An 11659-nucleotide genomic window follows, 5' to 3' on the forward strand; every position below is an offset into this window, starting at 1 on the left:
TATCAAAGCGATGCCATTGTAAGGGATTAACTGGCGAGGCTCTACGTTGACAAACCTTATACAGTTAATTAATTAAATTTTGCTACATTACCAATGAGGCACATAAAAAAGCCAGATCTGTAAAAGCTGGCTTTTTTTGTTATAGGATCAACAGCTTAAAAGTTAACTTTGAAACTTGGTATGACTTGCTCCTCTAGTAAGATTTGCATAGATACCCCAAAACGAGGCTAGTAAAAAAGCATACATCATCACGCCACTATTATGAGTTAAGAATGCTTGAGACAAGCCAAAGTCGATATAAGTGACGGGGAGCAATACCCCGCCAGTGGCAATGGCGCGAACGGCTAAGTTTTCGGCCCGTATCTGCCTGGCAAACAACCGCATTGGAATGAGGTATAGCGCTAACAAAGCTAATAAACCAAGCAAGCCCCGCTTGGCAAAAGCATCTATAAACTCATTGTGCGCATGGCCGTACGAAGCGGCCTCTTGGTCAATCACGCCCTCTTCCCCCAGTGCTGCTATCGCCTGCTCGTAGCCATTGCTTCCCCAACCTATTAACGGCTTCTCTTGAATTAACAGCGTTGCTCCACGCCACATTTCAAATCTAGAACCCACCGAGGTGGAGCGGTTTTCACCTGATATATATAAATTGACATCACTAAACGCTTGGTGGACACGGCTTTGCACACCAAGCTGAGGCACGGCATAGACGGTGACACCGGCGATTAACACCGCCACAACCGCCGCGACTTTTAGCTTTGGCGAAAGTCCTGTTCCATAAGCGCGGTATAGCACCAGCAATACGATAGGAAAGCCTACCCACCCCCCTCGACTGCCTGAAAATAGCGAGCCCACTATGCCGCCCATCGCACCTAGCGGTAGTTGTCAAGAAATCTGTCGCCTCTGAGGTCTTTTAGGCCACCTGTTTTTCCGGCTCTACGACGGTGACCTGGAGTTCCCGCTCTGGGTTGAGTGACACGGTACCTATCGGCGTCCAGTTGCGGGTCTTGCCGCTCCAGCGTGCGGGGTTGGCCGCACGTGCTGCCTGATTGATGGCATGGCGCTTGGCCAGTACATCGGTATCCCCGCCAGCATGGCGCTGTGCCGGCGTCACCAGGCGAATCCCGCTGTGGCGATGTTCGTGGTTGTACCACTGCACGAAACCGGCCACCCACTCACGGGCATCGTCGACCGTGGCAAACCCGTCGACGGGGTAGCAGGGCCGGTACTTGCAGGTCCGGAACAGCGCCTCCGAGTAAGGATTATCGTTACTGACACGCGGCCGGCTGAAGGACGGCGTGATGCCGAGGTCATGCAGCTTCTCCAGCAGCGTGGCGCCCTTGAAGGGGCTGCCGTTGTCCGCATGCAACACCAGCGGCTGATCGATGATCTGCTCGGCCAGCACCGCCCGCTCCAGCACGCTGCGGGAGTTATGGGCCGACTCAGCCAGAAACACCTCCCAGCCGGTGATCTTGCGGCTGAAGATGTCGATCATCATCACCAGGTAGTAGTACTGCCCCTTGATCGGACCACCCATCCAGGTCGCGTCCCACGACCACACCTGGTTCGGCGCAGTCGCCTGGTAGGTCGTGGGCTTGGCGCGGCGCTGAGGCGTTTTGGCACGGCCACGATGCACCACTTGCCGATGCTTGTGCAGGACGCGGTAGAACGACGAGGGAGAGGCCACGTAGCGCTGCTCCTCGTCGAACAGACGCACCACGATCTGCTCTGGCGGCAAGCTCGCGTACTCGGGGCGGTGGCACACGTCGAGGATCTCCTGCTCTTCGGCCGGTGTCAGTGCGTTAGCCGGCACCGGCCGGTCGACCAAAGGGCGCTGGTCCTCGCGTAGCTCGCCGTCGCGCGTCCAGCGTTGGTACGTTCGGGCGGTGATGCCCAGCTCGCGACAGGCGGCTTCCAGGCGGGCCCCTTGGGCCCGGGCGTCTTCGATCAGCGCGATAGCGCGTTGGCGATCTGGGGTGCTGATCATTCGTCCTCGTCCCCCCAGATCGCCCTCGCCTTTTTTCGGAGGGCCAGTAACGCTGCGGTTTCCGCCAAGGCCTCGTTCTTGCGAGCCAGCTCCTTCTCCAACGCTTTGATGCGCTTGCGCTGCTGCTTGGCCTCGTCGGCCTCACGCTGGCGTTCCGAGTGCGAGAGACTGGCGGCCTGCTCACAGTCATTCCGCCAGCGCTCCAGCTGTTCGGGATAGATCCCCCGACGGCGGCAGTATTCCGCGGTTTCCTGGGCGTTCATCGAGGCAGTTTCGATCACGGCGCTGAACTTATCCTTGGATGACCATCCATCGGCGCCCTTGCCCAGAGCATCCGGCAGACAGCGGCCTTCGGCACGGGCTTCCTTGCGCCACTTGTAGACGGTGCCCAGCGAGATCCCTTCCTGCTCCGCGATTACCTGCGGAGAGAGGTTGTGGGGAGGCAGCAGCTTGGCAACCACGGCTTGCCGGCGCTCCTCGGAGTAACGAGGCATGAGTGTCTCCTTTCGCCCCCTGATCGGTTTATAAGAACAGGGTATCAGAGGGTGCGACATTCATCCTGACACTGGGGGTTTCGTGCAAGCTCCTTCATCTGCAAGTGCGTAATGGTGGGCATGTGGATTCCTTCGTGCATCAGTTGCCGGTAGGTGCCTTATGTATACCGCGACTTTTTTTGAGCGCAACGGCTAGGCACAAAGGGCGCTACAAGCGACGGCAGCCATTTAGAGGTGCCTACGTTTCCATTGCGGCGTAATGAAGAACGCCAGCCGGTAAAGGCTGGCGCATTCATGGTCAAGCTCGCGCTAAGCGTTATGCGGATTTGGCCACATACTCCGCTATCCGCGACAATTGGGACTCGACCGATATAATGGCGTCATCCTCCTCAATGCCTTTCATGAGCGCTATCAACGCCGTGGCATTGGCTAACTGCACCTGAATGATGTGATTGTAAAGTGCGCCCTGGTTCGTCTCGGGATGGGTCAGTTCTTTCAGCACCGTCTCATCAAGTGCTACATAGGGGAGGGTAGCAAGTTTGCGCAGGCTTTCGCCGACATAGCATAGCGCTTCTACCAGTAGCCGCTGCTTTCCGCTGGCATCCAGGGCTTTCGAGAGGCTAAGGCTCGCGAGTATCCTCGTAAGCACCGTATTCAGTCGTGAGGCGACCTCTTTGCGGAAAGCGGACTGAGACTCGGCAAGCTGCTTTTGTATCTCTTTTTGCTGAGCATTAAGCATGGCAACACGATCCATAACATCGCTATGGACATTACCGATCACTTTCATATCTGAAAGCAGCTCGCGGGTTTTGCGAATGACGGCTTTTTTCTTTAATTCGTCAGGGTAGGGGATGCCCGCCGCCTCCCACTGGTACAGCGACGTGTCGCTTTCTTCCAAGGCGGCAGGCTCCCATCCATGCTCTCCGGCGCGTGAATTAACGTAGAGCAAGATAATACGCTTGCCTTCGGGATTAAATTTACCGGTACTCTTGAGGCGGACGTGGGGATGGTTGCTTTCCAATAATGCTTCCAGGTATGGGCTGAGCTCTCCCCATGACGCCGAGTTGTCGCGTAGCTCGTCACGTTTCTCTTCTAGCGCCTCTAGGGCACCAAATAGCACTTGACCCTCACTGCTTGCCAGTGTCTCAATTTGGCGCGCCATTCGCGCCAGTTCTTCATAGTGTGTCCATGGCGATATGTCACCGACCTCTTGCTGCGTATTACCGCCATAGCAAACAGGCTGGCTATCAGACTCGTCGCCATGAAACTCAATGAAAAAGTACCCGTCTCCACTAGCGAAATAAATGGGCGTGATCAAGTCCGACGTATCGAAAAATGGAACGTGGCAGGCCCCGTCGAGGTGTGCCTTATACTCAACGCGGACGCTGCTTAGCAATGAGCTTTGGAGTGACGGATATTCACTTTTCAGGATGGCGCTTACCCCCAGGCTGACATAAAAATAGCCAGCCTCGTCCGTCACACCGTCAATATCTGAACGCTCCTCAGGGGCATTTAGCAAGGCGTCTTCCGCGATGTCGTAGACAGCAAAAAGCGTGTTTTGCCCACTAGCCATGTAGGTATCTTGTTTCGTTTTCATCATCAATCTCCAGCGGTTGCCTTCGATGCCCCAGCGGTTGCCAGGGCAGTTAACGGCTCGGTGAAACCCTTAAAGCACCAAGCTCATTGAATTTTTATTGACACGGATAGACAGGGTTCGCTTTCCTTTTTCAACCGACAGGTCATACCATTCCAGCGGAATGAAGCACACCATATCGTCACCCCCTAATGCGCGCCTTGCCGCATCATACCAATCTACATCTACCCCCGGTTTAAGGCCTTTAGCATGACTGATATTCATTCCCTTACCATCAGGGGCCTTATCTACCGGCAAACCGTTGCTCATTAGGTACACACCTTGATCTTTAACCAGCCAAAACCCCGCTGGTATTTTATCGCCATCCAGATGGCTACCGTTTAATTCAGAAAAAATTTCATCGTCGGAAACTTTTCTTTTTTTAAACTCTTCTTTCCAAAGGTTTTCATCAAAGTGCTGATCTAAGCAGGCGCGATGTTCCTTTGCGGCTCTCGCATGTTCTGCCATGTTTTTAATATCGCTTATTTTAAAAGATAATGTCGCCATAGCTTTTTCCTTAGTAGAGAGGTTTTTTCTTCGGGACGTATAAATGTTTTAACATTAAATACCACTAGGGCAAGTGGATGAGCCAAACAAAAAGCTAATAAAACAGCGTTATTCCGAGCGGTAAAAAAGAATGGGCTACAAAAAACAAAAAAAAGCCAAGATGGAATATCTTGGCTTTTTAATAACGCTATTATTTAAATAGTAACGGGGATTTGCTGAACGGCTCCCGCTCCATAAATACCGCTTCCAAAGCCGCCCATGTCTATCTCCTGGCGACGGTGGTAATGCCCCTGCATTACTTCACCAACACATAAGCGGGGGTGCTGGGCCTCAAACCACCGCCATATCTCTTCAACGGGCTCTCCGCTAAAGAACATCAAGAAGCCTTCATCAATCTCCTGCACACCATCTTCGTTCTCACGCGTCGGCACGTCTCTCAACTTGCCCCAGAGCGTATAAAGGTCAGTCAGCGAGCGCTTAGGTATCTGAGCAATGTTAGGGGATGACGCTTCTTCAATCAGGTAAGCTGCGTAATCGTATTCTGTCTTGGTGATATCCAGAAACAGCGCGTTATCGTTATCATCCGACCAACTGATGCTGTACTCTTTTTTGTTACCTGCCGCTTTTTGCTTTCTTTCGTGTTCTCGCTGTTCCTCTAGGTTGGCCCTAAAGTCTCTCATGCGAGACATATCTTTTATTTTTGGCACTTCGCGTACATGCAGTTTCGCGCCTTCTCGCACCTTTTGCTCAATAAGCGCTTTTTTTGTAATTGCCTGCTGTTGATAAACAACCTGCTTATTCAATAAATCAGCACGTCTCTCATAAGCTGACTCTTTTTGATTCAGGGGGCCTCCTAGCCAAGGGGTAAACGGCATAACGGGGGTATTGGCATCCTTAGGGGAAATGCCCGCCAGTAAGCCTGCTTCAATCTGAGCTTCTTTTTTGGACGGATGAAGTGTGTCGCCAAAGGTCTCTTTTAAGCCTACATTGCCAGGGTGCTGGACGGCCCACTGATTGTTAAACGGGTAAACTTTAATGCCGTACTGATAGAAAGAATTCATGAAAGGCCTCAAGTGGTTGATTAAACGAGATGTTTAAAACATACCACCTAAAGTCATCCGGTTATACATTGACGCCACTTCAACAGCCGATAGTTTTTTACCTGACTGTGACGTTAAAATGAGCGCATCAGCTTCAATCTCATCGCCACGAAACTCGACCATGGGCACTAAGCCAAGATCAGTTCCTTCCTCCTGCGCAAGCAGCATCGCCCGACGACGGCAATGGCCATCACGCACATAGATTTCACCATCCACAACTTGCACTACAATGGGGTCAACAAATTGCCCACGCTTATAAGCATCCGCAAGTGATCGGATATGCTCTTGCAAACGGGGTAATTCGTAATTACGAGGATTAAACCCCGGCTGCTCATTAATATCTTCAACAAGCGCTGAGAACTGGTTGCTTTTACGCAGGTTGGTAAATTTGCCGCGATGAAGTTTGTCTAATGAACGTGCCGTTGATTGAGTCATTACGTTGCCTTTTAAGTTGTATATGAAGAAAGCCTTCGTGGTTTTCTATCTGTTTCGATAACTATAATTTACCTTAAAAGGTAAACAGCGCAATGGGTGAAAGCGGTAAAAAACAGATTTTTTGAAATCCGCTTTGTTTTTTGAATAGCACCGCCATTATGGAGGTCTTATGCGCTTTTTTATCGCGCCGCATCGCTTAGAATGGATAAACGACAACACTTGAAGTGATTTACAACACCGACCTAATCAGGGAGATATCAGTAAATGTTCAATCCTGGCGAGTTAGATAAAGAACAGTTAAAAGCTATCCATGACGCATCCATGACAAAGGCTGTCGAATTAAAATTATCGGAATTAGCCGAAAATGATCCTCTTCGTTGGCAAGCTTTAACCATCAAGGGAGATACAGATGGCATGAAAGCAGACGCTGTTTTAAAAACCGAAATGGCGTCGATGTTGGAAGCCATGGGTATTGAAGCCTTTATGAAAACACCAGCCCCTCTTCTGGAACAGTGCATCATCAACGGACTTGCCGTGGGTGAAAATCCTGGCGCGGTACTTGAATTGTCCTTCCGCGCTATGGTAGTGGCCTATAGTCACCCGAGCGCCTGCGCCACTACACGCGAAACACTGGCAAAGCTTAGGGCCTTGGCGGATGAGGTTATGGGCCAAGAAGCCTGCCAATGTGAGGCTTGCAAGGCAGAGAGAGAGCGCGAACCTTCCAATCCAGCACCAGTGTTTCACTAGGAGAACTACGTGTTCATGGATGTTTTGACGCTTTTAGTCAATCAGGCAGCCGCATTGGCTGGCGATCACTACGCGGCCATCGTATTGCTAGGGTTAATGATGGTTGTGTTAGCGATGCTGGTGCGATGGCTAAAAAAGCTATTGCGCCGTAAAGCACGATACCAATCACGTCGTTTTTTGTTCACGAAGACTGAATGGCATTTTGCCAGCACCCTCCAAGAGGCTATCCAGGCGGACTGGTTAATGATGGGGAAGGTGAGAATCGCCGATATCTTGGCCGTGGAACGCCACGCTAAAGTCTCAAAGAGTGATTGGTTTAGGGCGTTCACAAAAATCAGCAGCAAGCATATTGATTATGTGCTGGTATCACCCAAAACGGGGATCATAGAGTGTTGTATTGAGCTTGATGATCCTTCCCACAACCGGAAAGACCGCATTGAGCGTGACGTATTTGTGAATAATGCGTTTGCCCAGGCGGGATTGCCGCTATTGCGTATTCCAACCGCCAAGCATTACGACGCTTATGAACTTCGCAAGCTCATCATGGGCTCGGTCAAGCGCTAATAAAGTACGTGACGCCTCTACTACAACACAAACTCTCACAGTGCCAGTGGAGGGAAGGGTAGAGAAGCGTCACGGGAATACCCTGTCTCGCAGAGTATTCCAATATACGCACCGGCATTCCGGTGCGGTGTGCGTTAGGCGATTCGCTTTACATCGCCACTATGGCAATACGTACTCGATGTGCCCTCGGAGCCTTCAGCGATGGCCATTAAATCCTCCACAAAGCCCAAAGTGAAAGACCAAGACACAAGCGTGTTTTTCGCCCCATATACCACCAGCTCTCCATCGCTATTCAAATGCAGTTGAGTATCAAAGCTGCTTAGATTGTTGGCGCGAACATCACATAAAAACATCTCTGCGTTCAGATCGCTCTTTAAAGGGAGTTTTCCAGTGCCAGGGGCATCGCCATCAGATTCATCCCAGTAGCCTAGAGCTGGCGCTTTAAGCGTTAGCTCTGTCCGCCCATCGCAATCACCCTCTTCAAGGTGGTAGCGTTTAACAATATGATCTTGGAGAGTCCACAAGATGGAACGCCACTTTTCGACTAATGCTATAGGTACATGCGCAGATACATAATCAGGAATATCCTCGGTAAAATAAGCGTCGTTATCCATTAAATGATGGAAGGCGCCACTTAAAAGAAGAGTTTCTTTATCTTTTTTAATAATCAAGGTCTCGTGATTCATAAAGTTATCCTGGTTGAATATACCCAGATTACCACGCATTTTCGACACCACAATGGTCTCTTGGACGCTACTTGCAGCTGGAGCTCTATCAGGCATTATTAGGTGAACCCTTCGCCACTACCTAAGAGTATCCAATAGCATGAGTGATAAAATAGTGAACAAACACGTCATCAAAAGAATAACTAAAAGCTGTATTGTACTTGGTGTTCTCGCGGCACTTTCTGCATGTGCAAGTTACCCGCTAAATATGACCTGATTCCGTGAAGCCAGCGCCGACACTTCCCCTATCACCGCCAGCGAGCATTTTCTGACCGCCGATTCCGTCTCAACCGCTGAACGCATACCGGGGAGGACCAACCATGGCGACGCTGACCGACGAGAGCAGCCCATTTTGACAGGCATTTCTACCCGCCGGGCACGCTGATACTGGCTGCCGATGACCGTCAGCTCTCTGCGTGGTGCCTTTGTCCGACAGACGATCAGCATGGCGTGCCTCGGGGATAGCGCAGGCGGCTTCGCAAGGTGTTCAACACCGTCATGCGTCCGATGTCCTGCCCGAAGTCGAGGATGATCTGCCGCGCCTTGTGAATCACGAGCGCCGCACGATCGGTAGTTGTCAAGAAATCTGTCGCCTCTGAGGTCTTTTAGGCCACCTGTTTTTCCGGCTCTACGACGGTGACCTGGAGTTCCCGCTCTGGGTTGAGTGACACGGTACCTATCGGCGTCCAGTTGCGGGTCTTGCCGCTCCAGCGTGCGGGGTTGGCCGCACGTGCTGCCTGATTGATGGCATGGCGCTTGGCCAGTACATCGGTATCCCCGCCAGCATGGCGCTGTGCCGGCGTCACCAGGCGAATCCCGCTGTGGCGATGTTCGTGGTTGTACCACTGCACGAAACCGGCCACCCACTCACGGGCATCGTCGACCGTGGCAAACCCGTCGACGGGGTAGCAGGGCCGGTACTTGCAGGTCCGGAACAGCGCCTCCGAGTAAGGATTATCGTTACTGACACGCGGCCGGCTGAAGGACGGCGTGATGCCGAGGTCATGCAGCTTCTCCAGCAGCGTGGCGCCCTTGAAGGGGCTGCCGTTGTCCGCATGCAACACCAGCGGCTGATCGATGATCTGCTCGGCCAGCACCGCCCGCTCCAGCACGCTGCGGGAGTTATGGGCCGACTCAGCCAGAAACACCTCCCAGCCGGTGATCTTGCGGCTGAAGATGTCGATCATCATCACCAGGTAGTAGTACTGCCCCTTGATCGGACCACCCATCCAGGTCGCGTCCCACGACCACACCTGGTTCGGCGCAGTCGCCTGGTAGGTCGTGGGCTTGGCGCGGCGCTGAGGCGTTTTGGCACGGCCACGATGCACCACTTGCCGATGCTTGTGCAGGACGCGGTAGAACGACGAGGGAGAGGCCACGTAGCGCTGCTCCTCGTCGAACAGACGCACCACGATCTGCTCTGGCGGCAAGCTCGCGTACTCGGGGCGGTGGCACACGTCGAGGATCTCCTGCTCTTCGGCCGGTGTCAGTGCGTTAGCCGGCACCGGCCGGTCGACCAAAGGGCGCTGGTCCTCGCGTAGCTCGCCGTCGCGCGTCCAGCGTTGGTACGTTCGGGCGGTGATGCCCAGCTCGCGACAGGCGGCTTCCAGGCGGGCCCCTTGGGCCCGGGCGTCTTCGATCAGCGCGATAGCGCGTTGGCGATCTGGGGTGCTGATCATTCGTCCTCGTCCCCCCAGATCGCCCTCGCCTTTTTTCGGAGGGCCAGTAACGCTGCGGTTTCCGCCAAGGCCTCGTTCTTGCGAGCCAACTCCTTCTCCAGCGCTTTGATGCGCTTGCGCTGCTGCTTGGCCTCGTCGGCCTCACGCTGGCGTTCCGAGTGCGAGAGACTGGCGGCCTGCTCACAGTCATTCCGCCAGCGCTCCAGCTGTTCGGGATAGATCCCCCGACGGCGGCAGTATTCCGCGGCTTCCTGGGCGTTCATCGAGGCGGTTTCGATCACGGCGCTGAACTTATCCTTGGATGACCATCCATCGGCGCCCTTGCCCAGAGCATCCGGCAGACAGCGGCCTTCGGCACGGGCTTCCTTGCGCCACTTGTAGACGGTGCCCAGCGAGATCCCTTCCTGCTCCGCGATCACCTGCGGAGAGAGGTTGTGGGGAGGCAGCAGCTTGGCAACCACGGCTTGCCGGCGCTCCTTGGAGTAACGAGGCATGAGTGTCTCCTTTCGCCCCCTGATCGGTTTATAAGAACAGGGTATCAGAGGGTGCGACACTCATCCTGACACTGGGGGCGATGCACCAGCTCTTGTAGCACGGTGCGGATCCGGCGCCGCTTGGCGGGATGGCGCACCGGGCTCAGCTCGCCGGTCATGCCCAGCTGCCCCATCAGCCGCAGGATGTTGTAGGCCAGCTGGGCGAGGTGCAGGATCAGATCGTTGGTGGCGAACTTGCCCGACGGCAGCCGCTCCAGGTCGAGATCGGTCTTGATCTCACTGTGGAATTGCTCGTGGGTGGCATGCGCCTGGTAGCGTTTGATCACCGCCTCCGGCGCCTCGTCCAGGCTGGTCCACCAGCCTTCCAACTCATAGTCCGGTTCGAGCAGCAACTGGCCATCGCGATCGGCGGTGCGCTCTACCAGGCGCATCACGCGTTGGACGACGTATTCGGTCTTGTTGTCGTCGTGGATCGAGACGGTCTGCGTCCACAGCGCCTGGCGCTTGCCAGGACGCAGCTCTTCCCAGTAGTCCGCCGCCACAGCCAACCAGGTATCCTGATCCGCCGTGGCCGAGCCGCGCGGGTTCCATTTGACGACATAGTCGAGCCGGCGCCCCTCGTCGGCAAAGACCTGGCGCTGCTGTTCGAGAAGCGCCAGGTGCGCCTGGCTGTCGAAGCCGCTGTCCTCGCGTAACAGGATCGGTTGCTTGGTCAGGCCTTGGGCGCGAGGCAGTACCCGCTCCAGGAAGGCGTTGCTCTCCTTCATGGTGTGCTGCTTGCCAGGCCGCAGTTCCAGACCCAGGCACCACCCTTCGTTGCCCAGATAGGCGGCGATCGGGGTGTAGCCATCGACCTTCTGGTAGGTCCGCGAGACGCCTTCCTTCTTCGAGTTGCTGTTGTCCATGACGAAGGTGTCGATGTCCAGGCAGACGTGCGTCGTCTCGGCGGTGATCGGTGCTTCGATCAGTGACAGCAGGGTCGTGGACCAGGTGGCGGTGCGCGCCTGCAGGTCGTTGGCGGCAAGTTTCTCCAGCCGCTGTCGCAGCGTCGCCGCGCTCGGCACCTTCTGCAGGGTCAGCAGTTGTTGGAAGGGCTTGTCGCGGCGGAAGTTCTCGACAGCGTCATAGTCGCTCATGCCCAGACACAGCAGGCCCAGGTAGCTCTTGATCACGTCACTGGTGCGCATGCCCAGCGTGGTGGGGAAGCGGCTGTCGATGCTGTCGACGCCACCCCCAGTGTCAGGATGAGTGTCGCACCCTCTGATACCCTGTTCTTATAAACCGATCAGGGGGC

The 11659-nt window shown here is 54.4% G+C and carries 11 protein-coding genes and 1 pseudogene; 2 read left to right on the top strand and 10 right to left on the bottom strand.

Annotation, left to right across the window (positions count from 1 at the left end; translation table 11 throughout):
- Positions 1–162: 162 nt before the first annotated feature.
- From ACQE2I_RS17560 to ACQE2I_RS17585, 6 genes are all read right to left on the bottom strand, one after another.
- A complete protein-coding gene (locus ACQE2I_RS17560; protein WP_427029284.1) occupies positions 163–867 on the bottom strand; it encodes an O-antigen ligase family protein in 705 nt (234 codons plus the stop codon).
- 46 nt (positions 868–913) lie between these two features.
- Positions 914–2481, bottom strand: a protein-coding gene (locus ACQE2I_RS17565) for an IS3 family transposase (RefSeq protein WP_225734554.1) whose coding sequence is annotated in 2 segments (ribosomal slippage) — positions 914–2016 and positions 2016–2481 — 1569 coding nt in all. Because the reading frame shifts where the segments join, the coding sequence is not laid out codon by codon here.
- Between the two features lie 316 nt (positions 2482–2797).
- A complete protein-coding gene (locus tag ACQE2I_RS17570; RefSeq protein ID WP_427029285.1) occupies positions 2798–4078 on the bottom strand; it encodes a hypothetical protein in 1281 nt (426 codons plus the stop codon).
- A gap of 69 nt (positions 4079–4147) precedes the next feature.
- On the bottom strand, positions 4148–4621 hold the full coding sequence (locus ACQE2I_RS17575) for a DUF3085 domain-containing protein (RefSeq protein ID WP_427029286.1): 474 nt from the start codon (positions 4619–4621) through the stop codon (positions 4148–4150).
- A 194-nt stretch (positions 4622–4815) separates the two neighbouring features.
- Positions 4816–5682 (bottom strand): hypothetical protein, encoded by an 867-nt coding sequence (locus ACQE2I_RS17580; protein ID WP_427029287.1) that lies wholly within the window; start codon positions 5680–5682, stop codon positions 4816–4818.
- Positions 5683–5715: 33 nt separating this feature from the next.
- Entirely contained in the window at positions 5716–6156 is a 441-nt protein-coding gene (locus ACQE2I_RS17585; protein ID WP_427029288.1) for a ParB N-terminal domain-containing protein, read from the bottom strand.
- Between the two features lie 264 nt (positions 6157–6420).
- Here ACQE2I_RS17585 and ACQE2I_RS17590 point away from each other — a divergent pair, with 264 nt between their 5' ends.
- Both ACQE2I_RS17590 and ACQE2I_RS17595 read left to right on the top strand, forming a co-directional pair.
- Positions 6421–6903, top strand: a complete 483-nt coding sequence (locus tag ACQE2I_RS17590) for a hypothetical protein (RefSeq protein ID WP_427029289.1) — start codon at positions 6421–6423, stop codon at positions 6901–6903.
- A gap of 15 nt (positions 6904–6918) precedes the next feature.
- Positions 6919–7467: a DUF2726 domain-containing protein gene (locus ACQE2I_RS17595; RefSeq protein ID WP_427029290.1), complete on the top strand. Its 549-nt coding sequence runs from the start codon at positions 6919–6921 to the stop codon at positions 7465–7467.
- Positions 7468–7601: 134 nt separating this feature from the next.
- Here the strand turns inward: ACQE2I_RS17595 and ACQE2I_RS17600 are convergent, their stop codons facing one another.
- The 4 genes and pseudogenes from ACQE2I_RS17600 to ACQE2I_RS17615 all read right to left on the bottom strand — a co-directional run.
- The gene (locus tag ACQE2I_RS17600) at positions 7602–8153 is read right to left on the bottom strand and encodes a hypothetical protein (protein ID WP_427029291.1); all 552 of its coding nucleotides are present in this window, start codon (positions 8151–8153) and stop codon (positions 7602–7604) included.
- A gap of 479 nt (positions 8154–8632) precedes the next feature.
- Positions 8633–8773 carry a hypothetical protein gene (locus ACQE2I_RS17605; RefSeq protein WP_427031506.1) on the bottom strand — a complete coding sequence of 47 codons (141 nt, stop codon included), beginning with the start codon at positions 8771–8773 and terminating at the stop codon, positions 8633–8635.
- Positions 8774–8797: 24 nt separating this feature from the next.
- A protein-coding gene (locus ACQE2I_RS17610; RefSeq protein ID WP_226940270.1) for an IS3 family transposase occupies positions 8798–10365 on the bottom strand; the annotation gives its coding sequence in 2 pieces (ribosomal slippage) (positions 8798–9900 and positions 9900–10365; 1569 coding nt in all).
- Between the two features lie 77 nt (positions 10366–10442).
- A pseudogene (locus ACQE2I_RS17615) lies at positions 10443–11594 on the bottom strand (IS1380 family transposase); the annotation flags it as partial.
- Positions 11595–11659 lie beyond the last annotated feature (65 nt).

Origin of the sequence: Halomonas sp. H2, from assembly GCF_050215315.1 — a bacterium.
Taxonomy (GTDB): Bacteria; Pseudomonadota; Gammaproteobacteria; order Pseudomonadales; family Halomonadaceae; genus Vreelandella.

Bases quoted from the DNA above. Each gene is read 5' to 3' on its own strand.
- ACQE2I_RS17560 (WP_427029284.1), bottom strand. From the start codon at position 867: ATGGGCGGCATAGTGGGCTCGCTATTTTCAGGCAGTCGAGGGGGGTGG.
- ACQE2I_RS17570 (WP_427029285.1), bottom strand. From the start codon at position 4,078: ATGAAAACGAAACAAGATACCTACATGGCTAGTGGGCAAAACACGCTT.
- ACQE2I_RS17575 (WP_427029286.1), bottom strand. From the start codon at position 4,621: ATGGCGACATTATCTTTTAAAATAAGCGATATTAAAAACATGGCAGAA.
- ACQE2I_RS17580 (WP_427029287.1), bottom strand. From the start codon at position 5,682: ATGAATTCTTTCTATCAGTACGGCATTAAAGTTTACCCGTTTAACAAT.
- ACQE2I_RS17585 (WP_427029288.1), bottom strand. From the start codon at position 6,156: ATGACTCAATCAACGGCACGTTCATTAGACAAACTTCATCGCGGCAAA.
- ACQE2I_RS17590 (WP_427029289.1), top strand. From the start codon at position 6,421: ATGTTCAATCCTGGCGAGTTAGATAAAGAACAGTTAAAAGCTATCCAT.
- ACQE2I_RS17595 (WP_427029290.1), top strand. From the start codon at position 6,919: ATGGATGTTTTGACGCTTTTAGTCAATCAGGCAGCCGCATTGGCTGGC.
- ACQE2I_RS17600 (WP_427029291.1), bottom strand. From the start codon at position 8,153: ATGAATCACGAGACCTTGATTATTAAAAAAGATAAAGAAACTCTTCTT.